21 protein-coding genes and 1 riboswitch are annotated in these 25,429 nt (G+C 68.5%); of the genes, 6 read left to right on the top strand and 15 right to left on the bottom strand.

Annotated features, from left to right (window positions below):
- Positions 1-19: 19 nt before the first annotated feature.
- The gene (locus ACFVUT_RS21670; protein WP_389660487.1) at positions 20-2,749 is read right to left on the bottom strand and encodes a SpoIIE family protein phosphatase; all 2,730 of its coding nucleotides are present in this window, start codon (positions 2,747-2,749) and stop codon (positions 20-22) included.
- A gap of 315 nt (positions 2,750-3,064) precedes the next feature.
- On the opposite strand from ACFVUT_RS21670, the gene ACFVUT_RS21675 reads away from it, so the two are divergent.
- Positions 3,065-3,292 carry an antitoxin gene (locus ACFVUT_RS21675; protein WP_389660485.1) on the top strand — a complete coding sequence of 76 codons (228 nt, stop codon included), beginning with the start codon at positions 3,065-3,067 and terminating at the stop codon, positions 3,290-3,292.
- Positions 3,289-3,660, top strand: a complete 372-nt coding sequence (locus ACFVUT_RS21680; RefSeq protein ID WP_389660483.1) for a fic family toxin-antitoxin system, toxin component — start codon at positions 3,289-3,291, stop codon at positions 3,658-3,660. The genes ACFVUT_RS21675 and ACFVUT_RS21680 overlap by 4 nt, the downstream gene beginning before the upstream one ends.
- 80 nt (positions 3,661-3,740) lie before the next feature.
- Here ACFVUT_RS21680 and bioD read toward each other — a convergent pair whose 3' ends face one another.
- From bioD to bioB, 3 genes are read right to left on the bottom strand one after another with little or no spacing between them, the layout of a single operon-like run.
- A complete protein-coding gene (gene bioD / locus ACFVUT_RS21685) occupies positions 3,741-4,430 on the bottom strand; it encodes a dethiobiotin synthase (RefSeq protein WP_389660481.1) in 690 nt (229 codons plus the stop codon).
- A gap of 1 nt (position 4,431) precedes the next feature.
- On the bottom strand, positions 4,432-5,736 hold the full coding sequence (locus ACFVUT_RS21690) for an adenosylmethionine--8-amino-7-oxononanoate transaminase (RefSeq protein WP_389660479.1): 1,305 nt from the start codon (positions 5,734-5,736) through the stop codon (positions 4,432-4,434).
- Positions 5,729-6,907 (bottom strand): biotin synthase BioB, encoded by a 1,179-nt coding sequence (gene bioB / locus ACFVUT_RS21695; protein WP_389660477.1) that lies wholly within the window; start codon positions 6,905-6,907, stop codon positions 5,729-5,731. Before bioB ends, ACFVUT_RS21690 begins: the two co-directional genes overlap by 8 nt.
- Positions 6,908-7,049: 142 nt before the next feature.
- On the opposite strand from bioB, the gene ACFVUT_RS21700 reads away from it, so the two are divergent.
- Positions 7,050-8,192 carry an 8-amino-7-oxononanoate synthase gene (locus tag ACFVUT_RS21700; RefSeq protein ID WP_389660475.1) on the top strand — a complete coding sequence of 381 codons (1,143 nt, stop codon included), beginning with the start codon at positions 7,050-7,052 and terminating at the stop codon, positions 8,190-8,192.
- Here ACFVUT_RS21700 and ACFVUT_RS21705 read toward each other — a convergent pair.
- Together ACFVUT_RS21705 and ACFVUT_RS21710 are read right to left on the bottom strand one after the other, a co-directional pair.
- Complete coding sequence (locus ACFVUT_RS21705) at positions 8,185-8,391, bottom strand: DUF397 domain-containing protein (RefSeq protein WP_389660474.1); 207 nt, start codon at positions 8,389-8,391, stop codon at positions 8,185-8,187. The genes ACFVUT_RS21700 and ACFVUT_RS21705 overlap by 8 nt on opposite strands.
- 24 nt (positions 8,392-8,415) lie before the next feature.
- Positions 8,416-9,276 carry a helix-turn-helix domain-containing protein gene (locus ACFVUT_RS21710; RefSeq protein ID WP_389660472.1) on the bottom strand — a complete coding sequence of 287 codons (861 nt, stop codon included), beginning with the start codon at positions 9,274-9,276 and terminating at the stop codon, positions 8,416-8,418.
- Between the two features lie 204 nt (positions 9,277-9,480).
- On the opposite strand from ACFVUT_RS21710, the gene ACFVUT_RS21715 reads away from it, so the two are divergent.
- Entirely contained in the window at positions 9,481-9,912 is a 432-nt protein-coding gene (locus ACFVUT_RS21715; protein WP_389660470.1) for an ATP-binding protein, read from the top strand.
- Positions 9,913-10,206: 294 nt separating this feature from the next.
- Here ACFVUT_RS21715 and ACFVUT_RS21720 read toward each other — a convergent pair whose 3' ends face one another.
- The 4 genes from ACFVUT_RS21720 to ACFVUT_RS21735 all read right to left on the bottom strand — a co-directional run bounded on the left by ACFVUT_RS21720 (position 10,207) and on the right by ACFVUT_RS21735 (position 13,615).
- On the bottom strand, positions 10,207-10,680 hold the full coding sequence (locus ACFVUT_RS21720; RefSeq protein ID WP_389660468.1) for a C40 family peptidase: 474 nt from the start codon (positions 10,678-10,680) through the stop codon (positions 10,207-10,209).
- A 3-nt stretch (positions 10,681-10,683) separates the two neighbouring features.
- A riboswitch (cyclic di-AMP (ydaO/yuaA leader) is annotated at positions 10,684-10,856 on the bottom strand.
- Between the two features lie 434 nt (positions 10,857-11,290).
- Entirely contained in the window at positions 11,291-11,599 is a 309-nt protein-coding gene (locus ACFVUT_RS21725) for a hypothetical protein (RefSeq protein ID WP_389660466.1), read from the bottom strand.
- Positions 11,600-11,606: 7 nt separating this feature from the next.
- A complete protein-coding gene (locus tag ACFVUT_RS21730; protein ID WP_389660504.1) occupies positions 11,607-12,242 on the bottom strand; it encodes an ATP-dependent Clp protease proteolytic subunit in 636 nt (211 codons plus the stop codon).
- 185 nt (positions 12,243-12,427) lie between these two features.
- Positions 12,428-13,615, bottom strand: a complete 1,188-nt coding sequence (locus ACFVUT_RS21735) for a tyrosine-type recombinase/integrase (protein ID WP_389660464.1) — start codon at positions 13,613-13,615, stop codon at positions 12,428-12,430.
- Between the two features lie 235 nt (positions 13,616-13,850).
- Here ACFVUT_RS21735 and ACFVUT_RS21740 point away from each other — a divergent pair, with 235 nt between their 5' ends.
- Positions 13,851-14,156 carry a hypothetical protein gene (locus ACFVUT_RS21740; protein ID WP_389660462.1) on the top strand — a complete coding sequence of 102 codons (306 nt, stop codon included), beginning with the start codon at positions 13,851-13,853 and terminating at the stop codon, positions 14,154-14,156.
- A gap of 176 nt (positions 14,157-14,332) precedes the next feature.
- On the opposite strand, the gene sbnA is transcribed toward ACFVUT_RS21740, so the two are convergent.
- From sbnA to ACFVUT_RS21765, 5 genes are all read right to left on the bottom strand, one after another.
- Entirely contained in the window at positions 14,333-15,340 is a 1,008-nt protein-coding gene (gene sbnA, locus ACFVUT_RS21745) for a 2,3-diaminopropionate biosynthesis protein SbnA (protein ID WP_389660460.1), read from the bottom strand.
- A gap of 213 nt (positions 15,341-15,553) precedes the next feature.
- A complete protein-coding gene (gene sbnB / locus ACFVUT_RS21750) occupies positions 15,554-16,624 on the bottom strand; it encodes a 2,3-diaminopropionate biosynthesis protein SbnB (protein WP_389660459.1) in 1,071 nt (356 codons plus the stop codon).
- Positions 16,621-17,625, bottom strand: a complete 1,005-nt coding sequence (locus ACFVUT_RS21755; RefSeq protein ID WP_389660457.1) for a TauD/TfdA family dioxygenase — start codon at positions 17,623-17,625, stop codon at positions 16,621-16,623. The genes sbnB and ACFVUT_RS21755 overlap by 4 nt, the downstream gene beginning before the upstream one ends.
- 23 nt (positions 17,626-17,648) lie before the next feature.
- Positions 17,649-20,903 (bottom strand): amino acid adenylation domain-containing protein, encoded by a 3,255-nt coding sequence (locus ACFVUT_RS21760; RefSeq protein ID WP_389660455.1) that lies wholly within the window; start codon positions 20,901-20,903, stop codon positions 17,649-17,651.
- A gap of 63 nt (positions 20,904-20,966) precedes the next feature.
- The gene (locus ACFVUT_RS21765; protein WP_389660453.1) at positions 20,967-23,489 is read right to left on the bottom strand and encodes a Pls/PosA family non-ribosomal peptide synthetase; all 2,523 of its coding nucleotides are present in this window, start codon (positions 23,487-23,489) and stop codon (positions 20,967-20,969) included.
- Between the two features lie 1,308 nt (positions 23,490-24,797).
- Here ACFVUT_RS21765 and ACFVUT_RS21770 point away from each other — a divergent pair.
- On the top strand, positions 24,798-25,082 hold the full coding sequence (locus ACFVUT_RS21770; RefSeq protein WP_389660450.1) for a type II toxin-antitoxin system Phd/YefM family antitoxin: 285 nt from the start codon (positions 24,798-24,800) through the stop codon (positions 25,080-25,082).
- Positions 25,083-25,429 lie beyond the last annotated feature (347 nt).

Here is a 25,429-nt window from a genome sequence, read left to right on the forward strand (position 1 = left end):
CCCTGCGGCTCCGGCCGCGTCAGGGCTCCGCGTCGAGGAGGTACGAGAACGCCGTGCCGTTCATGCTCCCGCCCGGACGGGGCAGCGACAGCTCGGCCCAGATGACTTTGCCCTGGGGGGTGTAGCGGGTGCCCCACCGTTCGCTCGTCCGCGAGACGAGGAACAGGCCGCGACCCCCTTCGTCCAGTGCGGCGGCGTAGAGCAGGTGGGGCGAGGTGCTGCTGCCGTCGGCGACCTCGCACGTCAGGACGCGGTCGTGCAGCAGCCGCACCGTGAGCGGTGCGGAGCCGTAGCGGATGGCGTTGGTCATCAGCTCGCTCAGCACCAGTTCCACGGCGAACGCGACCTCGGACAGGCCCCAGTCGTCGAGCTTCCGGGCCACGGCGGCACGCATCCTCGACACGGAGGCGGGATCGAACGGTACGTCCCAGTCGGCGACGCGGTCGGCCGGGATCGCCCGGGTGCGGGCGATGAGCAGCGCCACGTCGTCCTTCGGCCGGCTGGGCAGGAGTTCGTCGAGCACCGCCTGGCAGCTCTCCTCCGGCGGCCGGTCGGGATGGGATGCCAGGGCCTGACGCAGCAGCTCGATCCCCACGTCGATGTCCCGGCTGCGGTCCTCGATGAGTCCGTCGGTGTAGAGGACGAGCTGCGTACCCTCCGCCAGCTCCAGTTCCTCGGTCTCGAACGGCATGCCGCCCAGACCGAGAGGCGGTCCGGCGGGAAGATCGGGGAACGACACGGTGCCGTCGGGCCGGACCAGCGCGGGCAGCGGGTGTCCGGCCCGTGCCATGGCGCAGTGACGGGAGACGGGATCGTAGATCGCGTAGACGCAGGTGGCTCCCGTGATCCCCGCTCCGGCGGACGCCTCTCCCTCCTCCTGGTCGATGCGTCCCACGAGGTCGTCGAGGTGGGTGAGGATCTCGTCGGGCGGCAGGTCGAGTGTGGAGAAGTTGTGCACGGCCGTGCGCAGCCGTCCCATCGTGGCGGCGGCGTGCAGGCCGTGGCCGACGACATCCCCGACGACCAGGGCCACCCGGCTGCCCGGGAGCGGGATCACGTCGAACCAGTCGCCGCTCACTCCGGAGTACGCCGGCAGATAACGATGGGCGACTTCGAGGGCGCTCTGTTCGGGCAGTGCCCGCGGGAGCAGACTGCGCTGCAGAGTCACCGCCAGGGCGTGCTCCCGCGTGTAGCGGCGTGCGTTGTCGATACTGACCGCCGCGCGGGCGACCAGCTCCTCGGCCAGCGACAGGTCGTCGGCCTCGAACGGCTGGGGCTTCTCCGAGCGCCAGAAGGTGGCCATGCCGAGGATGACACCGCGCGCCCGGAGGGGCACGACGATGAGCGAATGGATGCCGTACTCCACGACCCTGCGTGTCCGCTCCGGTTCCTGCGCGAGCCAGCCCTGTGCGGAGGACAGGTCGGGTACCAGCTCCGGTCGGCCGCTGGCGAAGGCACGCGCCTGCGGGGTGGAGGGGAGGAGGACGAGGAGGGTGCCGCGTTCATGGAGGGGAGGATCGTCCCGGATTCCCTCGACGGCGGTGCGGCGCACATCCGTGTCCGTGCTGGTCGGCTCGTCCCCACGCAGGACCGGGTCGGCCAGATCGACGGTGACGAAGTCGGCCAGCCGGGGGACGGCGACCCTCGCCAGCTCCTCGGCCGTGCTCACCACGTCGAGGGTCGTACCGATGCCCAGCCCGGCGTCGTGCAGCAGACTCAGCCGCTCGCGGGCCTTGTTCGCCCGTCCGGACAGCGCCCGCAGTTCTGTGGAGTCACGCAGGGTCGCCACGGTCCCCCCGGGACCGCCGTGGCGATCTGTCGGCCGTTGGTTCACCGCGAGCAGCCGGTCCCCCGCGCGGTGCACCTCGTCCGTGGCCACGCGTCCCGAGGTGAGCAGCTCCACCATGTCGGGGTCGAGGCCGGGCAGGTCCGTCACCCGCCGCCCCTCGGCGTCCTGCGGCAGCTCCAGCAGCCGCCTGGCCTCGTCGTTCGCGAGGATCAGCCGGCCGTCGTCGCCGACGATGAGCACCCCTTCGCGCACGGCGTGCAGGACCGCGTCGTGATGCTCGTACATGCGGGTGATCTCGACCGGGCCCAGGCGGTGGGTCTGCCGCCGGAGCCGCCCGGCCACCAACGCCGTGCCGGCCGTCGCCATGGCGAGCGCGGCCGCTCCCGCTCCCAGGATGATCGGGATCTGCCGGGACATCACGCCGGTCACCTTCTCGACCTCCATGCCGGCGGACACCAGACCCGCGATCTTGTGCGCGCGATCGTAGACGGGGACGGTCGCCTGTACCTCCCGGCCGAGCGGGCCATTGACGGTTTCGGTATGCACCTTCCCGGCCAGTGCCGGCCCGATGGAACCGACCAGCCCCTTTCCGATCTGGTTCGGCCGGGGATGCGTGTAGCGGATCCCCTCCGTGTCCGTCACGACGATGAAGTCGACGTCGGCCGCCTTCCGCGCCTCCTCGGTGAGCGGCTGGAGGGCTTTGGAGGGATCGGGCGACTCCAGTGCCGCCACCACGCCGGGCGCGTGCGCGAACGTCTCCGCGACGGCGACCGAACGGTTTCTCGCCTCCGCGTTGGTGTCGTGCTGGGCCTGAAGCAGGAGGGCCAGCACCGCCGCCGCCACGAGCAGCACCACCACAGCCGCCTGCAGGGCGAAGACCTGCCCGGCGAGGCTTCGAGGACGCTTCTCCCTGAGTGACCGAACCGGGGCCTTCCGGAATCGTCCGAAACGTGTGGCCACATGGCCCTTTGTAACATCGCGAGGTCGACCCCGCGCCGGGTCGGGCCGGCCGGGAGGAGCCGACGGCCCGGGGCGCGGACGCGGCAGGCGGTGTCCGAGGCGCTGCCGTTTCGCGGCCGGCCGCCTCTCCTGCGCGGGCCGGCGCAGGGAGAGCCCGCGCAGGACGGGAACGGCGAATACCGCCATGCGGTGACGGGCGACCGTGTCACGAGCGAGGGGTGGTGCCGTGCGCGACGGGCGGATCGTCGGCCGGCGGGCCGGTCACCGCAAGCCCCCCTCTTGCAGGTGCTAGCGTCCTCGCGCTAGCGTGGTGGAGTGCCCAAGACTCAGTTGAACGTGAGAGTGGACGAGGCCACCGCCGAGGCCGCGCGACAGCGCGCGCTGCAGAGGGGGATGAGCATGAACCGCTACATAGAGGAGCTCGTGAAGCAGGATGCGGGCGAGGTCGGACACACCTTCGTCGAAGCCGCGGCCGACTTCATGAAGCAGTACGAGTCGGTGTTCGCCGAGGAGTTCGGCCCGGAGCGCAAAGGCACGCGTTGAACCTCCAGATCGACCTTTCCTGGCTGCTGATGGTGGCCGAGCACAAGACCCCCGGCGATCCGCAGGTCGTCGACTGGGGCGCGCTCGTGGCCGCGGTGGCCCGTCACGAGGCAGAGATCTTCGGCAGCCCGGTCTACAGCGACCCGCACTCCAGGGCCGCCGCGCTACTCCAGCTGCTGCTCCATGTTCCGGCGCTCGAACATTCCAACGCGATGTTCTCCTCGGCCGTCGCCTACGGCTATCTCGTCGCCTCCGGACTGAAGGTCATCACGTCACCCGAACAGGTCCGCGACCTGGCCCGACTGGTCAAGCAGGACAAGGCGGACGTCCGGGTCATCGCCGACGAACTGCGCTCGTGGAGTCTCTGACACCGCCGGTGTGACCCGATGGGCGAGGCGTCAGTGCGCCGGCGCCGACCACCGGGCCACGCCCCGCGCGGCACCGTCGCTCAATCTGCCGGCCGAGTCCCGCCCAGCCGGGCTGCCAGCCAACTCCCGGCCCGGGCACGGAACTCGGCGGGCAGCAGTGCCCCCGCACCGGCCGGGACCACCCCCAGCAGCGGGGCGCCCGCCGCCACCGGAAGGTCCTCCAGATTGCAGCGCGCCGCAAGATCCGGCTCGGCGGGCATGCTGCCCACCACCACACCGAGGCACTCCAGCCCGCGGGCCCGCAACGCCTCCGACGTCAGCGCGGTGGTATTGAGCGTGCCCAGTCCGGCAGGCGTCACGACCAGGACCGGTGCGGACATCAGCCGGGCCGCGTCGGCGAGGGTCGCGCCGTCGTCGTCGAACCGTACGAGCAACCCGCCCGCTCCCTCGACCAGCACCAGATCGTGGTCGGTCGCCAGCTTCTCCGCCGCCTGGGCGATCTCGTACGGCCGTACCGGCGGGAGACCGGCCCGGCGAGCAGCCGTGGCAGGTGCCAACGGCTCGGGGTACCGGGCCAGTTCGACAGCGGTCACATGGCCGCCCGCCAGCCGGACCACCTCGGCGGCGTCCCCCCTCTCACCCGGCGCCAGCCCTGTCTGGGCGGGCTTGAGCACCGCGACACCGCGATCCCGGTGCGCCGCCGCCACGGCCGCGGTCACGACCGTCTTGCCGATCTCCGTGCCTGTACCCGTCACCACCAGTACTGTCATCTCAACCCTCCCGCGCAGCCGCGCACACGGCACGGGCGATCCGCGCCACGTCCTCGTCATCCGTCACATAGGGCGGCATCGTGTAGACGAGGTCGCGGAACGGCCTCAGCCACACACCCTCACGTACCGCCGCCCGGGTCGCGGCCTCCATGTCCACCTCGTGGTCGAGCTGGACGACGCCGATCGCGCCGAGCACCCGTACATCCCGTACCCCGGGCAGTTCCACGGCCCGGTCGAGACCGTCCCGCAGCCCGCTGCCGATCCGCTCGACCTCCTTCGACCAGTCCTGTCCGAGCAACAGATCGATGGAGGCGCACGCCACCGCGGAGGCGAGCGGGTTGCCCATGAACGTGGGCCCGTGTGCCAGTACCGGCACCTCGCCGCGCGAGATGCCCTCCGCCACCCGTGAGGTGCACAGTGTCGCCGCCATCGTCAGATAGCCGCCGGTCAGTGCCTTGCCCACACACATGACATCGGGTGAGACCTCCGCATGCCCGGCGGCGAACAGTTTCCCGGTTCGGCCGAAACCCGTGGCGATCTCGTCGAACACCAGCAGCACGTCATGCGCGTCGCACGCCTCGCGCAGCACCCGCAGATAGGCGGGGGAGTGGAAGCGCATGCCGCCCGCGCCCTGGACCACCGGCTCCACGATCACCGCGGCCAGCCGGTCGGCGTGCTCCGCGATCAGCTCCCACAGGTGGTGTACGTACGCGGTGTCCGGCTCCGCGTCGAATCCGGCCGGCGGCTCGTCCGCGAAGACCTGCCGGGGCAGTATCCCCGACCACAGCTCGTGCATGCCGCCCTCGGGATCGCACACCGACATCGGCTGCCAGGTGTCCCCGTGATACCCCCCGCGCCAGGTCAGCAGCCGCTGCTTGGCCGGCCGCCCGGCCGAGCGCCAGTACTGCAAACACATCTTGACCGCGACCTCGACCGACACCGACCCCGAGTCGGCGAGGAAGACATGCCGCAGTGGTTCCGGGGTGATCTCGACCAGCCGGGTGGCCAGCCGCACGGCGGGCTCATGGGTGAGCCCGCCGAACATCACATGACTCATCCGGTCCAGCTGACCGCGTGCCGCCTCGTTGAGCACCGGGTGGTTGTAGCCGTGCACCGCCGACCACCAGGACGACATGCCGTCGATCAACTCGCTCCGGCCGTGGGCCGGTTCGGCGAGGCGGAGCCGTACCCCGGAGGCGGACTCCACGATCAGCGGTTCCTGACGCCCCGGCATCGGGCCGTAGGGATGCCAGACGTGGGCCCGGTCCAGGGACCGCAGGTCCGCCGGGGTGAGGAGCTCAGGCATTGGGGGCGAGATCCGTGCCCGCGCCGCGACGGCGGACCGCCACCAGATCCGTGCGGGCCGCCGGGACCTCCGCGGTGCCGGCCTCCGCGGTGCCGGCCTCCCCGGGGGCGTCGCCACCGCAGGGAGCGCATCCGCCGTCGTGCGAGCCGCAGCCGCCACCCGCCTGCTCGCGGTGTGCGGGCAGCGTCGTCGTTCCCGCGCCCTCCACCTGGAAACCGGCGTCCGCGATCATGTCCAGATCCGCCTGGCCCGCCTGTCCCTCACTGGTGAGGTAGTCGCCCAGGAAGATGGAGTTGACCAGGTGCAGGGCGAGCGGCTGCAGGGAACGCAGATGCACCTCGCGCCCGCCCGCGAGCCGCACTTCGACATCCGGACACACGAACCGGACCATCGCCAGAATGCGCAGGCACCGCTGGGGGGTGAGGTTCCACTCCTTGGCCAGCGGGGTTCCCTCGAACGGGATCAGGAAGTTCACCGGCACCGAGTCCGGATCCAGCTCGCGCAGCGAGAAGACGACGTCGACCAGATCGGCGTCGCTCTCACCCATCCCCGCGATCAGCCCGGAGCACGCGGAGAGCCCGGCGGCCTGCGCCTGCTGCACCGTCTCCACCCGGTCCGCATAGGTGTGGGTGGTGGTGATGTCCCCGTACGTCCCCTCGGACGTGTTGAGGTTGTGGTTGTACGCGTCGGCGCCCGCCGACCGCAGCCGTTCGGCCTGTCCGTCGGAGAGCAGACCGAGACAGGCACACACCTCGACGCCCTCGTTCCGTTCCTTGATCGCCTCGATGGTCTCCGACACACGGTCCACATCACGGTCCGTCGGGCCGCGACCGCTCGCCACCAGACACACCCGTTTGGCGCCACCCGCCACCCCGGCGGCGGCGGCCTTCGACGCCTCGTCCGGCTTGAGCCAGGTGTACTTGAGGATCTCGGCCTTCGAACCGAGCCGCTGCGAGCAGTACGAGCAGTCCTCGGGGCAGAGCCCGGACTTGAGATTGACCAGATAGTTCAGCTTCACGCGCCGCCCGAACCACTGGCGGCGCACCTTTCCGGCCGCGGCCACCACTTCGAGCAGATCGTCGTCCGAGGTCGCCAGTACGGCGAGCGCTTCTTCGCGGGTCGGCAGCTCGCGCCGCAGCCCCTTGTCCACCAGCGTGTTCAGGAGGTCCATGGCGTCGATCCTGGCCTACGGCACCGTCCGCAGCCAAGGAGGAACCGGACAACAGAGCCCGTCGAGCGTGTGTGTATTGCCACATCATGCCCTGCTGCGAGGCCGGTTAGGGTCTGTGAGCTGCCTACAAAAGGGACCGCTCATGTCCTTCGCCCCGTTCGAATGGATCGATGCCGAGGCGCGCCGCCGCGCGGACGCCGGACTCGTCCGCACGCTCCGCTCCCGACCCGCCGAACCAGAACTTCTGGACCTCGCGAGCAACGACTACCTGGGCCTGACCCGCCACCCCGAGGTCACCGCCGCCGCAGCCGAGGCGGCCCGCACGTGGGGTGCGGGGGCGACCGGATCGCGGCTCGTCACCGGCACCACCGCGCTCCACACCGAACTGGAGAGCGAACTGGCCGACTTCTGCGGTTTCGAGGCCGCCCTGGTGCTGTCGTCGGGCTACGCGGCCAATCTCGCCGCCCTCACCGCGCTCACCGGCCGCGGCTCACTGATCGTCTCCGACGCGGGCAACCACGCCTCGATCGTGGACGGTTGCCGGCTCTCCCGCGCCGAGACCGCCGTCGTCCCGCATGCCGATCCCGATGCCGTACGCAAAGCCCTGCACGCACACGGCGGACCCGCGCTCGTGGTCACCGACTCGGTCTTCTCGGTGGACGGCGACGCCGCACCACTGGCCGGACTGGCCGACGCCTGCCGGACGGAGGGCGCCGCGCTGCTCGTCGACGACGCGCACGGTCTGGGCGTGCTGGGCGAGGGCGGCCGGGGAGCGCTCGCCGCCGCCGGACTCGCGGACGGCGAGGGGATCGTCACCACACTCACGCTCTCCAAGTCCCTCGGCAGCCAGGGCGGAGCGGTCCTCGGACCCGCCCCGGTCATCGAACACCTGGTCAACACGGCCCGTACGTTCATCTTCGACACGGGCCTCGCACCGGCTGCGGTGGGCGCCGCCCTGGCGAGCCTGCGGCTGCTGCGCCGCGAACCGGAACGCGCCGGAAGGGCCCGTGCCGTCGCCAACGCCCTGTACCTGCGGCTCACCGAGGCCGGCCTGACCGCCGCACGTCCCGACGCGGCCGTGGTCTCGGTACGCGCACCCTCGGCGGACGCCGCGGTGCGCTGGGCGGCCGACTGCCGCACCGAGGGAATCGCGGTGGGATGCTTCCGGCCGCCGTCGGTGCCGGACGGTGTCTCCCGACTGAGGCTCACAGCGCGGGCCGACCTGACCCGGGAGCAGGTCGACGCGGCGGTGGCGATCGTGCGCCGGACCGCTCCCGTCAGCTGACCGGACCCCGGTCCAGGCCGGCGAGGAAGGATGCCCAGGACGCCGCGGAGAACCGCAGCGGCGGCCTGGACACGTCCTTGGAGTCCCGCACGGCCAGCCGTCCGTCACCGAACGCTGCGGCCTCCACGCAGTTGTTCATCCCCGTACTGCGGCTGCTGCGCCGCCACCGTAACTCGTGCTGTGCGAGGCATTCCGACATGAGCCCCCCTCGGGCAGTTCGGGGTCACCGTTCGTCGCGGTCGATCGCGGCGATGAGGTCCAACGAGTGCTGCGGCGACAGCGCGTGTGCCTGCATGGTGCGGAAGGCCGAGCTGTACGCCTCAAGGTCTTCTTTCCGCTCCAGGTAGAGGCTACTCGTCAAATGGTCAAGAACTACCACGTCCAGATCAGAAGTGTTCGGAAATGAGAAGATAACGAAAGGACCGGTGAGTCCGGCGTAGCCGCCGACCGAGAACGGCAGCAACTGAAGTTCCACGTGCGGAAGTTGAGCCACGCGCGTCAGATGGCGCAGCTGGTTCCTCATCACCCGTCGCCCGCCGACCTCGCGACGCAGTACCGCCTCGTCGAGCACCGCGCTCAGGCGCAGCGGCGGATCGGTCCGCAGCACTCCCTGTCGGGCGAGCCGCACCTCCACCAGGGAGTCCAACTGGCCGACGGGCAACCCGTCCAGCGACGCCCGGGTCACCGCGCGTGCGTAGTCGGCGGTCTGCAGGAGCCCCGGCATCACCGAGGTCTCCAGGGTCCGCGCGGTCCGCGCCTGGGACTCCAGGCTGATGAAGTCGCGGTACTGGGGCGGGATCAGGCCGCGATAGGCGTGCCACCACCCGGTGCCGCCACCGCCCGCCGAGCCCGCCAGCGTGGCCAGCAGCGTCCGCAGTTGCGTGTCGTCCACGCCGTACGCGTCCAGCAGTCGGGCCACGTCGGCCGGCCGTACCCCACTGACTCCGGTCTCGATACGGCTCACCTTCGACTGGTGCCAGCCGAGTGTCCGCGCGGCGTCGCGACTGGTCAGTCCGGACGCGTGGCGCAGACTCCGGAGTTCCTCTCCGAGCTTGCGGCGCCTCACCGCAGGGCCGTGCTGCATCTGCGGCCTCCCTCCCTCTTGTGCCGAGCGGACAGTGTCACGCCCGGATGCGCTCGTGCGTGGCAGAGTTCACCGCATTGAGCGACAGATATATGCATATCGTGGTGGATGGCCGCCCCAGAGGGCAGCATCAATGGCAATCCGGTGCGAAGCACATCCCGGACCGGCCGAGGGCCGGTCCGGGTGGGAAAGGGACGGCTCGCCATGGCAGACCATCAGGAAGCACGCGTCACTCTGCCGAGCGAGCCGGTCTCGGTGTCGGCGGCCCGCAGACATGTGGCGAGAGTGCTGAACGACTGGGGGCTGGCCGGGGATACGGAGTACGCCGACAGCATTCGCCTCATCGTCTCGGAACTCGCGACCAACGCGGTCCAGCACACCTTCGGACAGTCGCCCACCTTCACCGTGGCCCTGAGGCTGGTGCGGGAGGAGGAACTGCATCTGGGGGTGACGGACAGCCACCCCCGCTGGCCCCGGCGGCTCCCCGCCGCGGTTCAGCAGGACAACGGGCGCGGCATGGTGATCATTCGCTGCCTGGCGAAGGAGTGCGGCGGCCGACTCACCGTCACCCCCACCGCCGACGGCGGCAAGACGGTGTCGATCGCGCTCCCGTGGAGCATCCCGGTGGAGAGCTGACAGGCCGTACGGTTCGTCGGCTCGGCGCTTCCCGAGTGCCTGTTCACCCGCCCTCGGCGGTGCGAGGAACGGTGCTCGCCGCGTCGGGGCCCGCGCCGACGTCCGGTTCCGCCCGATGCCGGAGGGCGCACGGACCGCCGGCACGGACCGGTCCCGGTCCGGCGGGTCACGGCCCGTGGCGCGGCCCGATGTACCGGAGGGGCACCCCTGATCGCCGGAGAGGCATCGCCCGATCCACCGGAGGGGGGTGGCCCGGTCCGCCGGAGCGGCATCGGACCCTCCAGTGGAGGGGCATCAGCGGACCCGCCCGTAGTAGACGCTCTTCGTCCAGATCTTCTCCAGGCGGACTACCGCGCCGGATCGCGGCGAGTGCCAGATCCTGCCCTTCCCGGCGTAGATCCCCACGTGGTAGATGCCGTGGCCGTAGTGGAAGAAGACCAGGTCGCCGCGTTGCCTGTGGGAGGCCGAGATGTGGCGGGTCTTGTTGTACTGCTGCTGGGCCGTGCGCGGGAGCTTCTTACCGGCTTTCTTGAACGAATAGACGGTCAGACCCGAGCAGTCGAAGCGAGAGGGGCCGGTCGCCCCCCAGCTGTAGGGCGATCCCTTCTTCGACGCCGCGATCTTGAGCGCCTTCAACGAGAGAGTGGCCGCCTGGGCCTGGGTCGTGGCACCCGGGGCGAGCATCGTGCCGCCGACGGCGGCCAGAGTCAGAACCGAGGCCGTACCGGCCCGGGCGAGCAGAGACGGGACATGAACCTGCGCACTCATGCGCAACCCTTCGTCAGCCGCCTGTGAAGGATGACCTGTCGGGTTCGGGCTGGCGAAGTTGCCCGGCCGCGCACGGCGGCTTCACCCCGAGGGCCGGCCGATGTTCCGGCCGGCCCGTAGTGCTCGGGTCCTCCACTCCTGCCGATCCACTTCTGTCGACCAGGCATCCGGACGGCGGCAGGACTCGGCGTCCGCCCGGACCGCCCCGCCGTGGTGGCGGGGGCTTGTCGTCCCAGGGATCTTTACTCAACGGATGCCGGATTTCCGATGATGCGAGGCGCTATGTGAGGGTTATCGCGACTAGCCCGTTAGGGTGTGTATGCAACCTTTTGGGTCCACGCTGGTCACTGGTGACGACCTCGTACCAGCGGTGGAACGATGAAATCCACTCACTGTGCGCGAAAAAATCGCAAGTTGGGATAGTCATCATGTGAAGGGATTTTCTACGCCGAAAGGGCTGAAATCCTGCTGTACGGGCCGGGCGTGTCGCGCAGGGGAGCGTGCTGAGGTCCGTCGGAAGCGGGGCCGGAGCGAGATGAGCCGATCCGCTGCGGGTGGAGGCAGGGGGAGTTGACGGCGCCCCGCCGGGTGCGCAGGCGGCGCGGGCGGATCAACTCGCCCGAGCGGGGGGTACGGTGACGCGCGCGGCCCTCCGCTCCCCGTCCAGTACGCGCAGTGCCCGCGTCAGCGTCCCGGTGTGGATGCGTGCTTCGCCGCGTGCGTGCATCAGCGTGAGGGCGTCCCGCAAGGCGCCCGCCCGTGAGGCCAGTGCCTGTGCGGCGCGCAGCGCGCTGTAGGTGTCGTCGGCGCGTGCCGGATTGATCCGCCCCAACTGGTCGAGGACTTCGAGGTAGCAGTCGATGAACTCCCCCTCTGCGCGCGTCAGTGCGGGGAGGGGTGGCAGTTCGGGGAGCAGCATCGGACGTTCACCTCGCACTCTGCGGCGGGAGGGCAGGCTTCCGGTTCTCCATGATGTGATCCACCAGGCCGTACGCCTTGGCGCCGGCCGCGTCGAGGATGAGGTCGCGCTCGATGTCGGCGGAGATCTGCTCGGCGCCGCGGCCCGTGTGGCGGGCCAGGAGGACGGTGAGCAGCTCGCGGACCCGTGCCCACTCCTGCGCCTCGATCTCCAGATCGGACGGCTGACCCCGCATCGGCTCGGTGAGCTCGGGCTGCCGTACGACGACCCTGGCGCCGGGCAGCGCGTGCCGTCGGCCCGGAGCGCCCGCGGCGAGCAGCGTCGACGCGCAGGAACCGGCCTGGCCGAGGCAGTAGGTCTCCACCTCGCAGCTGAGGTACTGCATCGTGTCGTAGATCGCGCACATGGCTTCGAACGAGCCGCCCGGGCTGTTGATGTAGAGGGAAATGGGGCGGTCGGGAGCGTCGTGCTCCAGGTACATGAACTGCGCGATGAGGTCGGTGGCCGCGGTGTCGTCGACCGGGGTGCCGAGGAAGACGATCCGTTCGGCGAGCAGTCTGGAGTACGGGTCGAGCGTGCGGGTTCCGCTGGACGTGCGCTCGGTGAACTCGGGCAGTACGTAGCGGGCGGTGGGACGGAACAGCATGGCGATGCCTCTCCTCCGGGTGCTGTGCGGGGCCTGCGCATGTGTGCAAAAAATGTACAGGACGTACGGAGGATTATGATGCGGAACACATCCTAGTGATCCACTAAAAGTCCCAGGTCAGATGCTGTTTTAACTGTTCGCCTCGGGCAGAAATCTCACAATCTGTCACGTCGTCCTGATCGTCAGGCTGCTTCGCCCTCACTGAAACCGAGGAGAGAAGTGAGGTGGTCCGAGGCGACGACGAGGTCCTCGGGGCTCGGGCGGACGGACCCCCGCTGGGCGGAGTTGGCGTCGGCATGGCCGGCCCATGCGGCGAGAACGGCGTCCGGCACACCGTTGACGGCAAGAAACATGAGGCACGAGTGGCGCGCGTCGTAGAGCCGGACCTTCCGCAGCTCCAGCTTCCGCTGCAGGGAGTACGCGGCCTCACGCAGGTGGCGAGTCGTGAGCGGCCGGCCGAGGTGGTCGACGAACATATGGCCAGAACGCTGATGGAGCGCGCCCATCGACATCTGCTCCATCTCCTGCGTCAACTGAAAGGCGAGCAGCGCCTGCCTCACCGGCAGTGGCAGTGGCAGTGTGCGTTCGCCCGCCTCTGTTCTGGTGTCCCTCTCCAGCACCCGGGCGTTGCCGATCATCGTCCTGGTGTGGGCGATGACCAGTGTTTCGGCGTCGAAGTCGATGTCCTCCCAGCGCAGACCGGCGACCTCAGCGGCACGCAGGCCCATCAGGCTGAGTATCAGCGGGGCGAACAGACGCTCGTCCTTGATGCCGAGAAGGAAGTCCTTGACCTCGACGACGTTCCACGGGGCGGGACGCTTGTTGGTGCGCTTGTCCTCCTTGCGGGCACGGCGAGGGATCTTCACGTACACGGCGACGTTGGCATGCACCAATTTCCGTACGACGGCCCGGCCGAGGGCCTCTTTCAGGCGACTGAGCACCCCTTGGGCCGTCGAGGGGCGCAGCCCTGTGCCGGCTTGGCCGCCACGTCTGCGGGCGCCGACGAGCAGCCAGGCGACCATGGACTCGACGTGTTCCTCCGTCAGTTCCTGCAGGCGCATGTAGCCGAGGTAGGAATGCGCGTGGACCAAAGCGTTCCTGTACCCCTGGACCGTGCTCTCCTCCAGGTCCTGGGCCTTCTCGGCCAGCCAGATGTCGAGCCACTCGGACACTGTGATCCTGCTCGGCATGACGAACATGCCCGTCGCCCGCTGATTGCGGATGCGGGCGATCTCGTCACGCACCTCTGTTGCAGTGTCCATCGTGACGGTGCGCTGCATGCGCTTGCCCTGGGCGTCATGGCCCATGTCGACGACGGCGCGGTAACGGACCTTGCCGCTCTGCAACGTGACCTTCTTGATCTGCGGCATGTACCCCCCTCAACTGGCCTGCTCCAGCAGGTTCCTGAAGCGCCTACGGTAAGCCGCGATTCCTCCTCACCACGGGCCGAGGTCATGGCCCAGGACGGCCGGGAGTTCCCGCTGCCGAGACGCTCCGACGCAGGTCTTCGCAGACGCCGCACGGGCGCGGTGGCGGGGGCGGTGAGGGAAGTGGTGTGTGACAGGGGCCTGCCGCCGACTGGTCACCGTGCATAGGATTCCCCCCATGAACGACGAGATCACGGCCACGGTCGGCAGGGAGTTCTACTCGTTCGACGGTCGGATACTGGAGATCTTCGGCTGTGACCACCCTCTCCGCTTCCACATACGGCACCTGCACCTACGCGTCACCGGGCCCGACCGGAAGGGGAAGCGGATTGTGCAGATCACGCAAGGCCGGCCGGAACTCCCGGGCGTGAGCCGGATCTGGAGGTACACGGCCGCGGAATGGGATCGGGCCCGTGATCTGGCCGCGCTGCTGGAAGCGGTACAGGCGGCCGTCGACTCCACCTCGGGACACGGGTCCGTGTGACCCGAGCTGCCTACCAGCTCGCCCCCAAGACCTGGGGGGAGACCCGCAGGCCGAAAGTCACCGGTGATCAGGGTGTCCATGATCAAGGGGTAACGCCCTCCGGATCCTCGAACGCCTCGCCGGCTGTCTGAACAGACTTCCTGAATCGGGAGACTGGCAGGGTCCGGCCGACGGTCCTACGGTGTCACCGGCGAGGGGGCGGCTGTCCAGGAATCGGCGGCCTGCTTGTCGGAGTCGAGCACCTCCTCGCCGTAGAGACCCTGCAGCCAGTTGGTCTGGTAGATGGTGTCGAGGTAGCGCTCGCCGAGGTCCGGGCCGATGGCCACTGCGGTGAGTTCGCGCGCGTCATGCCGGGCCATCCAGTCCGTTGCGGCGCTGATCACCGTGCCGGTGGAGCCGCCGAACAGGAATCCGCGCCTGGCCAGACGATGGCAGGCACGTACGGTGTCCGCCTCCTCGACACGAATCACCTCGTCGACATAGGACTCGTCGAGCAGCGGCGGGCGCATGCTCGTGCCCAGACCGGGAATCATCCGGCGGCCCGGCGAACCGCCGAAGGATACCGAGCCGACGCTGTCCACCGCGATGATCCGCACCCGCCGGTGCCATCTCCGGAAGTAGCGCGCACAGCCCATCAGGGTTCCTGTGGTGCCGGCTCCGACGAACAGCACGTCCAGCCGCGGGAACTGACGGGCGATCTGCGGCGCGGTCGTGCGGTAGTGCGCCTTCCAGTTGCTCGGATTGGTGTACTGGCTGAGCCACACATACCGGTCGTCGGAGGCGCACAGCGCGCGGACGTAGTCCAGCCGTGCGCCGAGAAAACCGCCGTTGGCCTCCTGTTCGGCGATCACGTGCACCTGACTGCCCAACGCCTCCATCATCATTCTGTTGGACAGATTGACGCGGGCGTCCGTCACACACAGGAACCGGTAGCCCTTGCTCGCCGCGATCATGCTCAGCGCCACGCCGAGGTTTCCGGACGAGGACTCGACCAGGAACGATTCCGGCGTCAGGATTCCATCCCGCTCAGCGTCCTCCACCATCTCGGTCGCGGCCTTCAACTTGATCGAGCCGGCGAAGTTGAAGCCCTCACACTTCAGGAAGAGCGAGTGCCCGAAGATCGACCGGAGGTCGACATAGAGATCCTCTTCATTGAAGGCGTAGGGAGCGGAAATGACAGGCACGATGGTCTCCTCTGTCTGGAGCAGAGCACTATCGGAACTTCCGTCCGGCCGTGGCGCGTTCCCCGCTTGTGCGGGCGAGACCCCGTCTCCGACCGGGCGGGAAGGGGCCCTGCGCCAGCGGCCGCTGTCTCATGTGTCAGGACCTGCGGCGACGTGACCGGTGGTCTCCTCCCGGGACCAGCCGTGAAGGAGCCTTCTGGACTCTCGGCCTGCTCATCCGTACCGGCTCAGTTCGTGGAAGAAGTTGTCGACGACGTGCAACTCTCCGCGGCGAGCCACTTCGGTGTACACGTACTTGCCCACCGCGAGGTCGAGCACCCCGAGGCCGAAGGGCGAGAACACCACCGGCCGGTCCGTCGGCACCGTCACCCGCCCGGCCATCACGTCGTCCAACGTGCCGTGCAGGAAGTCCCGGCTGCCCGTGAGTTGCTCGGCCAGATGCGGCGACGTGTCGGCCTTGAGGCAGTGCTCGACGTCATCGACGACGTTGGTCGAGGCGAGCAGGATCTCCGGCGCGAGGTCGCGCAGCGACACATGCAGCACCAGCGGGTTGTGTGCGAACCATGACGGGTCACTGACGTGCGGCTGACCGGCGACCGTGGCGAAGACCACCAGGTCGCTGTTTCGGATCAACTGCTCGGCGCTGTCGTGCACGGTGATGCGGCCGCTGGTGCCCGACTGCTCCAGGTAGCAGCGGAAGCCTGCCGCGCTGTCGGCGGACAGGTCGTGTACGCCGATCTCGTCGAACGACCAGCCGGTACCGACCAGGAAGGTGTGGATGTAGCGGGCGATCAGGCCCACCCCGAAGAACCCGACGCGCGTCGGTCGCGACCGGTCACGGCTGAGCCAGTCGGCCGCCGACGCCGCCGACGCGGCCGTCCGGGTGGCGCTGATGATCGAACTCTCCAGGCAGGCGAACGGGTAGCCGGTGTCATGGTCGTTGAGGATCAGCACGGCCGATGCCCTGGGGATGCCCGCCGTCACGTTCTCCGGGAAGCTGGAGATCCACTTCAGGCCGTCCACCTGTGTGTCCCCACCGATCGAGGCGGGCAGCGCGATGATCCGGGACGACGGGCGGTCGGGGAAACGCAGGAAGTACGACGGCGGGTTCACCGAGTCACCGGCGCCGTGCACCCGGTAGGTGGTCTCGACCAACTCCGTGATCCGTTTCTCGCATCCGTGCAGTGTGCGCCGGACCTGGTCACCGGAGATCACCGCGAACGGTGGCACGGTGATCAGTGCGACGCCTGCGGACTCACTCGCGGTGGAATCGACAGTGGTCATCGCGTGGTCACCTCCACGGTCGGTGAGCAGTCGGCCAGACGCACAGGTTCGGCCAGGGCGACGAGCAGCTCGCGCGGTCCCTCGAAGGGCTCTCTGCTGTGCGCGGTGCGGACGTTGTCGACGAGCATCAGGTCGCCGGCCTGCCACGGTTCGCGTGCGGTGTTCGCCTCGTAGACGCTGTTGAGCAGCTGGACGACGTCCTCGCCGATCGGGTCGCCGTTGCCGAATCGGGTGTTGAACGGCAACCCGTCGGCGCCGTACACGTCCACCAAGTACTCGTGCACCTCGGGGGCCATCGTCCACTCGTTGAGGAACGCGATCTGGTTGAACCAGCAGCGTCGGCCGGTGACCGGGTGGCGTACCACGGCGCTACGGCGCTGTCTGGTGCGCAGCCCACCGTCGGGCTGCCACTCGAACGCGATTGCGTTGGTGCGGCAGTAGCGCTCGACGGCGCCCCGGTCGTCCGTGCCGAAGGACTCGGCGACGGACGCGCCGATCTCGTCGTTGTAGCTGCGGGTGAGCAGCCAGCCCTCGCGCTCGAACCGCTCGGTCAACTCGGCGGGCAGCGCGTCCAGCACAGTCGGTGAGTCGGCCACCGCGGTCGCCCCGCCGTCGGTGGGCGCGCTGAGACAGGCGAACATCATCAGGCCGGGGAACTCAAGCGTGTAGCTCAGCTCGTGGTGCATACACATGGGCTGGTTCGGCGGCCACTTCGATGGGGAGTGCAGCCCGTCGGAGTAGGACTGCCGGGGTGCGAAGGCCTCCTGCTCGGTCATCAGACCGGTGGCCAGCTCGGAGAAGACGGCTCCGGTCTCGGCCGCATCGCGCAGCCCGAGGCCCCGGACCAGGACCGAACCATGCTCGGCGACGACTGCGCGCAGCGCGTCCCGGTGCCCGGCTGCCCAGGCCGGCGCGTCTCCGGTGGCCTCGGCCCGCACCCGTGGGGGTGCGCCGGTATTCAGTTCCACGTCGACCAGCAACGCCGTGGATGTGAACGACATCTCGTTTTCCTTTCAGCCGATACTCAGGAAGTAGCGGACAGTTCGGCGGCGTGCAGCACGGCCTTTGCTGCCTCGGCCGGACGGGTACGCAGGAAGTAGTGGCCGCCGTCGGAGAGTTCGTGCAGGTCGACCTGCTCGGCCAGAAGCTGCCAGTCGAGGTACCGGCGCGGGTACTCCGCCGTGCTCGGGTCGTCCGCGGCAACGACCACGGTGACCGGCGCGGAGAGCTTCTGCGCCGGCGGGTGCTCCAGGACGTCGGCGAAGTAGTGGTGTGCGGACACGCAGTCGTGCCGGTAGGCGGCGCTGACGTGCTCGGCGTGCTGCGCACTCAGCTCACCGAGCGAGGTGTGGTCGCCGTGCGTGCTCAGGCTCGCGGCGATCTCGGCGTTGCTCCGTCCGGTCAGCTCGGTGATGGTGGCGCGCCGGTCGTCGGCGTCACCGAGCAGTTGCGCGCCGAGGAAGACCCGTTGGACGTCCACCCCGCGCTCCCGCAGCTTTCTGGCCGTCTCCACCGCCGGCGCGGTTCCCGAGGAGTGGCCCCACAGCAGGACCCTGGTCAGGCCACGCCCGATGATCTCGTCGACGACCTGCTCGACCACCTGCGTCATCGGCACGAGCGATTCGCTGTCGGCGGCCACGTCGTGACCGGGCAGCTCGACGGCGTAGACCGCCGGTCCGCCGTCCGGCAGCGCTCCGGCCATCGGCTGGAAGTTCACCGCGTTGCCGCCGGCACAGGGGAAGCACACCAGGGCTGCGGTCTGCGCACCCTCCGGTTTCGACAGCGGCTGAAGCAGCCCGGCACGCCGCACGGACCTGCCGTCGATCAGCCCGGCCAGATCGGCGAGGATCGGGTGACCGGTGACATCCTTGAGGGACACCGCACGGTCCAGGACGATGGCCAGCTTCACCGCCGACAGCGACGTGCCGCCCCGGTCGAAGAAGTGGTCCCGCCGTCCGATCCGGTCCTGCGGGATGCCGAGGACCTTCGCCCATGCGGCCGCCAACTGTTGTTCGGTCGGCGTATCCGGCGCGCGGTAGTCGTCCCGGACGGCGTCGAGCTCTCCGGCGAGTGCCTGCAGGGTCCTTCTGTCGATCTTGCTGTTGGCCGTCAGCGGCAGAGTCTCCCGCCAGTGAAAGGCCGTCGGGACCATGTACACGGGCAGCGACTCACCGAGCCGGTCCGGCAGGACGTCGGCCTTGAGTGGCCGCCGACCGGAGTAGAACGCCACCAGGTGCTTGCTCCGGTCGGCCCGCTCGGTGACCACGACCGCACCGTCGCGAACACCGGGCACCTGCAACAGGGTGTTCTCGATCTCGCCGATCTCGATCCGGAAGCCACGGATCTTCACCTGGGTGTCGCGGCGGCCGAGGAACTCCAGCTTTCCCTCGGGCGTCCAGCGGCCGTAGTCGCCGCCCCGGTAGAGGCGGGCGCCCTCACGGTGCGGATCGGCCAGGTAGGCCTGCCGGGTGCGCTCGGGGTCGTTGACGTATCCGCGGCCGACGCAGACGCCGGAGAAGACAATCAGGCCGGGGGCACCGAGCGGCACCGGGATCAGGTGCTCGTCGACGACGTAGACGTGCACGTTGTTGACGGCGGGCCCCAGCAGGACCCGGTCTCCGTCGGGCACGCGTCCCATGACCTCGTGGTTGGTGTCGTCCGAGGTCTCGGTCAGCCCGTAGGCGTTGACCAGCTTGATCCCGGGCTGGGCGGCGAACCAGCGCTGCACGAGCTCCTTCTTCAGCGCCTCGCCCGTGACCGACACGCACCGCAGGTCCGGCAGCTCGCGGGGGTGCTGCTTCAGCCAGGACACGACCACGTCCAGGTAGGAGGGTACGACCTGGAGGACGGCGACCCGGCCGTCGACGATCTTGTCGACGAACCGCTGGACGTTCAGGATCACCTCCTGCTCCACCAGGAGGGTCCGCCCCCCGACCAGGAGCGCGGACACCAACTGCCACAGCGAGATGTCGAAACATTGGGGTGCGGTCTGGGCGACCACCTGTCCCTCGCCGATCTCCAGGTCGTCGATCTTGGCGTAGAGGTGGTTCAGCATGCCCGCGTGCTCGCACATCGCACCCTTGGGCTCACCTGTGGAGCCGGAGGTGAAGTAGATGTAGGCGAGCTGGTCCGGTGCGATGCGCAGGCCCAGATCATCGTCGGCGTGGTCTTCCTCGTACGCTGCGCGGACGAAGAGCTTCTGGACGCCGGACAGCGAGTCGAGGGCCTGGTCGAGCGTGGTAGTGCTGCCGGGTTCGGTCAGCACGAGCTCGCATGCGGCACGGGAGAGCATGGTCGCGAGACGGTCGGCCGGGAAATGCGGCTCGATGGGCAGATACACGCCGCCGGCCTTGAAGACCGCGAGGACGGCGGCCATCCAGTCCAGGTTGCGCTCGGTCACCACTGCGACGACACCTTCGGGGCGCAGCCCCCGCGCCAGCAGGGCTCGACCCACCCGGTTGGCGCGTGCGTTGAGTTCCCGATACGTCAGTTGCTGCTCACCGTGCACCGCGGCGACGGCGTCCGGGCGTGCCGCCACCCGCTGCTCGAACAGTTCGTGGAAGCGGTGGTCCGGCAGTTCCCGGCGTGGGCCGGCGAGTGATTCGAGCTGGAAATGGATTTCCTCGGCGGAGAGCAGGTTCTGCCGCCCGTGCTCGGCGTCCGGATCGGCGGCGATCAGCGCGAGTGCGGTGAGGTGATAACCGGCGATCCTGACGGCGCAGTCCTCATCGAGCGCGTCGGTCCGATAGCGCAGCCGCAGCACAAGGTGGCGGCCGCGTTGTGAAAATCCCACCCACAGCATGGTGCTACCGGCGACTTCGCCGCCCACGCCGTGCGGATCGAAAACAGCCTCGATCGACGGTTCTGCCAGGCCCAGTTCGCACCTGAGCTCATCGACCGGGTAGTCCTTGTGCCGCAGCAGGCCCGACGCGACTCGATGAGCGTCCAGCAGCAGCGTCCGCCACGAGTCGGGCCCGGTCGTCAGCCGGCAGAGCAGCGGTCGGCCGCCCTCAGCGGTGACGTATCCGGTTGCGACCTCGTGCTCTCCGGACAGCGCGGCGAGCACCTTGGAGTGCGCTGCCAGCAGCACCGAGTCGAGTGGTACCGCCAGGTCCTCGGCCAGTCGGCGCAACGCCGCGACGACGTCGTCCGGGACCGGCGTCTCGTGTTCGCCGATGCCCTTCGCCGGATCGAGCGTCCACCGCGGGATTTCGGTGAATCCACCGGCGACGAGCACAGCGCGCCAGAACTCCCGGTCGGCCTGCGCTTGCATTCCCATCTGGTCGTCCCTCTCCATTCGCCTTCGCCATCGTGCTGTTCAGCGCCGACAAGGGCGGCGCTGCTATCCCTTCCGCGTCAGCGCCTCGGGCTGATGAGGGGCAACTCGCGTCTCCGTGGCGGGATTTCCTCCCCAGCGTGCGTGCTCGGGGACCTCCTCGCCCTTCATGAGGAAGGAGTCGGGTGCGAGCACCGCGCCGGTGCCCATCGTCACGCCGTAATGGACATGGGCTCCCACACCGATGGTGCAGCCGGCGCCGAGGGTGCTGCGATCGGATTTGAAGGTGCCGTCCTCCTGCGAGTGGCACTGGATCTTGCTTCCCGCATTCAGCGTGCAGTCGTTCCCGATGCTGGTGAGCGTCCGCTCCGTCATGTAGCAGCCGTCATCGAAGACCCTGCTGCCGATCCGGACCCCCAGCATCCGCCAGATCACGTTCTTGAAGGGGGTGCCGTTGAAGATGTTGAGGTAGGTGTCGGGCACCTTCCAGAGGCGCTCATGCCACCAGAAGTACGGGTCGTAGATGGAGCACACCTGCGGTTGCAGCGCGCGGAACGCCGCGATGCCGCGTTCCACCAGTACGAAGTAGAGGGCGGTGAACCCGAGGCTCGACGCCAGGAACACGGCGATCAGCACATGCCCGTAGGAGTCGTACAGCTCGGCGTTCGCCAGGCCGAGCATCGTGAGCACGAAGAAGTGCAGCCACCGCACGAGCAGGAAGAAGACCATCGAGCGGATGTTGTAGTGGTTCTTCGCGGCGAGGTGGTGGCGCAGCTCGTCGCCGGTGCGCAGATGGTCGAACCGGGAATCGCGCTCGACCGACCGGGGAATCTCGAAGCTTGGCGAGCCCAGCAGGCCCACTCCCTCGCGCACCTCGCCTTCGAGCGGAACCATCACCTTCGTCGCGAGGAGGCAGTTCTCGCCCGTCCTGGCCCCCGAGGGATAGGCGATGTTGTTCCCGAGGAAGTTGTTCGACCCGATCGAGGCCCGGGACACCCGGAAGGACGTGCTCGAATAGTCGGCGTTGATGATGGAGAGCCCGTCGGCGACCATCGTCCCGCTCCCGACCGAGCACAGAAACGGGGTCTCGTGTTGCACTTCCGTGCCGAAGTTCGACCCGGTCTGCTCGACCTGGGACAAGTCGTATCCGATGCCGCGCAGGTAGTGGACGATGTAGGAGCTGTCACCCAACAGCCATGTGAAGAACTTGATGTTGGTCATGCGCCCGATCGCCCGGTGTGCCGAGTAGTGAAACCCGTACAGCGGATAGATCGTGTTCGGCTTGACGAACAGGTTCAGCAGGCGCGGAACGGTGAACATCACGGCCAGGCCCACGACGACGAAGCCGAAGAACAGCAGCAGGGAAAGGATCAGCGCGTCGATGCAGATATCCAGTGACGTGAGATCCACCGTGCCCAGCCGGTTGTCCAGCGCCGGGACGAGGGTCACCAGCATGTACGCGCCCCCGACAGACAGCGGCACGTAGAGGAAGAACAGCTGAAGCACGGTGATCAGGCCGAAGCCGGCCCGGCGCAGCGTGCCGCATGCGGCCGGCCCGATCCTCAGGTAGTCGTGCTGCGTGAGCTGTGCCGGGGATCCGTGCCAGCTCTGACCGCCCGGGACCGCCTGGCCGCTGTACAGCGTGGACGTGTGGCCGAGTTGGGCCCCGTCACCCATCGACGTGTCGATGTCGATCACGGTCTTCTCGCCGATGAACACGTCCCGGCCGAGGGTGACCCGGCCGGTCTGGATACGTCCGGCGTGTGCCCGGTAGCAGAGGAAGAACGAGTCTTTGCGGATCACGGTGCCGGCGCCGACCGTGAGGAGGTCGGTGCATACCGGAACGTTGCGGGAGAGGATCGTGACCCCCTTGCCGATCCGTGCGCCCAGCGCTCGCAGGTACAGCACGTACAGGGGATTGCCGACGAAGAAGGTCATCGGGTTGGCGTGGATCAGCACTTTGACGGTCCAGAAGCGCAGATAGGTCAGACCCCAGACCGGGAAACTTCGTGATGTCCACCGGCCGATGAGGAGCCACTTGGCCGCGATGGGGAAGGTGCACAGACCGACGAAGCCGATGCCTCCGAAGACGAACGATCGCAGGTACACATCGATCACACCCGACCCGGCGGAGACCCATGCGTAGCCTCGGTTGCCAACAAGTCCGGCGAAGAATAAGTATCCCAGGAAAAGCAGGAACTGCAGGGTTCCGCAGAGGGCGTACCGCACCGTGCCGACGGGGGTCACCCCCATGGACGGCGCCGGGACCGACGGCTCGACGGGGGCGGAGTTCGCGAGCCCCGTCGCCAGACTGCGGATCGTCGGGTGCCGGTAGATGTCCTTCATCGACGCCGAGGGAAGGTCTTCTCGCTTTCTGACTCGGGCGCAGAAATGAGCCATCACCAATGAGTTGGCGCCGAGGTCGTCGAAGAAATTGCTGTCGATCGACACATGTTCGACGCACATGACGTCGGCCAGCACTCCGGCGAGGTTCTTCTCGATACCGTTCTCCGGACTGGTGAACCTGCTTGTGGCGATTGCGGATTCATCAGGACCGGACGTCAGGACGTCGTGGGATTTCTCCTTCATGCAGAACTCCTTGAGGAAATTTCGAGTACCGTCGCCATTGCGGTGGGCGCTTCGTACTCGCGATTTTCGATGACCGGAGCGAGTGGTCCGGGAATCACGAGGTCGGGGCTGTTGTCCGGATCCCGAACCATTGCCTCGGTCTTGGCTGTCCACCGTCGGGCTGTCATTCGAACTCGGTCGCACGGGCCCATGGGGCAGGTGTGTTCCCGTGATGGTCACCACGGTTCCGTCGCTGGTGGAGCCCTGGTCGGGAGAGAGGCATGTACAACGCTCCTTGTTCTCCGACGGCACATACGGGGACCGGCGGAGCGTGCCCGGCCCACGTGTTCGGCTTCCGCCGGAAAGGTCGGTTGTCGACGAATTCAAGTGACGCCACGTGTGCTGGCACGCAGTTGTTGGCATTGCAGAGAGTTCAGGGGGAGCGGGCGCACAAGGCCGGGGCCCGGCCCGGGCCTAAGCTGCCGGAACTTTTTCTCGGGCACGGAATAGATCCGGCAAGTGCTGTCTGTTCTCAACTTCCTCGGTCAGGGATGTGCAGCCCGCCCGTTCGCCATTTCAGTGACCCACAGGGGGATTTGAGGCGCAAGACTCGTAAGCGCGTATCACCCGAAGGTAGTAGCGGCCCGTCTTGTACGAGCGGATTTCACACTCGGGCGGCTTGGTACCGCCGGATGGCCACGGGCCTGCATCATCTCGATGTGGATCATCTCTTTCCCATGCCGTTCGCCACCCGGTCGCAAGGGATGAGCCCCGGCGCCGACTTGACTCTGTCGGGGATATGGGAGTTTCCTTATGCGTCAGCCTGATCAGCGGGCATGCTCGTGGCTGTTTCGAAGTCCGATGCAGTTGTCGAGGTGCCAGTTGTCGCTCTGTCCCCGTTCCGGTGAGCAGGTCCCGTTTCCGACCACGCAGATCGCGCGGGCGAGCGACCTGGGCGGTACGACGGCGATGTGGGTGAGAGACCGGATGGACGGGCTGTGGTGCGACGAGGACACTGCGGGCTGGTACCCGCGCGACGGACGCCCGGGCATACCGCCCGCCCTGTGCGGGCGGTAAGTCGGTCTCGGTGAGCCGCCGGCCGACGCCTTCGGGCCGGCCGGGAGACCTCACGGCCAGGACGTCTGGTTGCACCCGCCCGATGGCGTCGTGTGAGGCGTCGATCCCCGCTGAGACCCGCCAGGGATTACGGGACAGCCCTTCGTCCCGCACATCTCTCACGGACGAGAGCACGCGACAGCCTCTGACCTGGATCATCGCTGTCGCCACGGACCACGGCGGACGAGGTGGACATTACATAAGCTAGGAAGCATGGCCTACGAGATTCCGGTGACGCAAGCCCGAGCTGAGCTCGCCGATCTGATCAACCGCGTCGTCTACGGTGGCGAACGAGTGGTCGTGACGCGGCACGGCAAGCCGCTCGTGGCGCTTGTTTCGGCCGCTGACCTGGAGCGACTCGAAAGCGGTGAGGAAGCTGCCGAGGAACGGGTGATCAGCTCGGTCTCCTCGATCGGCTCCTCCGTGTCCGCTCCCGGCGAACGGCGGAGCTTCGGTATCGCCGCGGAGCACAGGGGGCAGCACGAGCAGGGGAGCTGAGTGCCCAGCTGCCGCTCCGTGACGCGGGAACGCGGTGCGGCCCGGTTCGTTCGGTGACGCGGTGACGCGGTGACGCGGTGACGCGGTGACGCGGTGACGCGGGAACGCCGTGCGGCGCGGTTCGTCTGACGATTCGCGGTGCGGGAACGCATCCGTGACCCGCACCTGAGAGTCCGCGGGTGCCTGGGCCGTGACCGCCTCGCGCAGCGGCTGGGCCACGGTCGGGCTTGCCGCGGACGCGGTCAGCAGGTGCGGGCCCTGTGCGGTGACCATGACCGCGCCGTATACGGACCGGTTCCCCAGTGTCCGGCGGGCTTCGGTTCAAGAAGAGGGATCGTTCGTCGGAT

It is taken from the genome of Streptomyces sp. NPDC058051 (genome assembly GCF_042885475.1).
Classification (GTDB): domain Bacteria; phylum Actinomycetota; class Actinomycetes; order Streptomycetales; family Streptomycetaceae; genus Streptomyces.

What these genes read in the sequence shown, in the direction of transcription:
- ACFVUT_RS21755 (WP_389660457.1), bottom strand. Translation starts at nt 17,625, where the DNA reads ATGTCGTTCACATCCACGGCGTTGCTGGTCGACGTGGAACTGAATACC.
- ACFVUT_RS21705 (WP_389660474.1), bottom strand. Translation starts at nt 8,391, where the DNA reads ATGTCGGAATGCCTCGCACAGCACGAGTTACGGTGGCGGCGCAGCAGC.
- ACFVUT_RS21740 (WP_389660462.1), top strand. Translation starts at nt 13,851, where the DNA reads ATGAACGACGAGATCACGGCCACGGTCGGCAGGGAGTTCTACTCGTTC.
- ACFVUT_RS21760 (WP_389660455.1), bottom strand. Translation starts at nt 20,903, where the DNA reads ATGGGAATGCAAGCGCAGGCCGACCGGGAGTTCTGGCGCGCTGTGCTC.
- ACFVUT_RS21765 (WP_389660453.1), bottom strand. Translation starts at nt 23,489, where the DNA reads ATGAAGGAGAAATCCCACGACGTCCTGACGTCCGGTCCTGATGAATCC.
- ACFVUT_RS21770 (WP_389660450.1), top strand. Translation starts at nt 24,798, where the DNA reads ATGGCCTACGAGATTCCGGTGACGCAAGCCCGAGCTGAGCTCGCCGAT.
- bioB (WP_389660477.1), bottom strand. Translation starts at nt 6,907, where the DNA reads ATGGACCTCCTGAACACGCTGGTGGACAAGGGGCTGCGGCGCGAGCTG.
- ACFVUT_RS21720 (WP_389660468.1), bottom strand. Translation starts at nt 10,680, where the DNA reads ATGAGTGCGCAGGTTCATGTCCCGTCTCTGCTCGCCCGGGCCGGTACG.
- ACFVUT_RS21735 (WP_389660464.1), bottom strand. Translation starts at nt 13,615, where the DNA reads ATGCCGCAGATCAAGAAGGTCACGTTGCAGAGCGGCAAGGTCCGTTAC.
- sbnB (WP_389660459.1), bottom strand. Translation starts at nt 16,624, where the DNA reads ATGACCACTGTCGATTCCACCGCGAGTGAGTCCGCAGGCGTCGCACTG.
- ACFVUT_RS21725 (WP_389660466.1), bottom strand. Translation starts at nt 11,599, where the DNA reads ATGCTGCTCCCCGAACTGCCACCCCTCCCCGCACTGACGCGCGCAGAG.
- ACFVUT_RS21710 (WP_389660472.1), bottom strand. Translation starts at nt 9,276, where the DNA reads ATGCAGCACGGCCCTGCGGTGAGGCGCCGCAAGCTCGGAGAGGAACTC.
- ACFVUT_RS21700 (WP_389660475.1), top strand. Translation starts at nt 7,050, where the DNA reads ATGTCCTTCGCCCCGTTCGAATGGATCGATGCCGAGGCGCGCCGCCGC.
- ACFVUT_RS21690 (WP_389660479.1), bottom strand. Translation starts at nt 5,736, where the DNA reads ATGCCTGAGCTCCTCACCCCGGCGGACCTGCGGTCCCTGGACCGGGCC.
- bioD (WP_389660481.1), bottom strand. Translation starts at nt 4,430, where the DNA reads ATGACAGTACTGGTGGTGACGGGTACAGGCACGGAGATCGGCAAGACG.
- ACFVUT_RS21715 (WP_389660470.1), top strand. Translation starts at nt 9,481, where the DNA reads ATGGCAGACCATCAGGAAGCACGCGTCACTCTGCCGAGCGAGCCGGTC.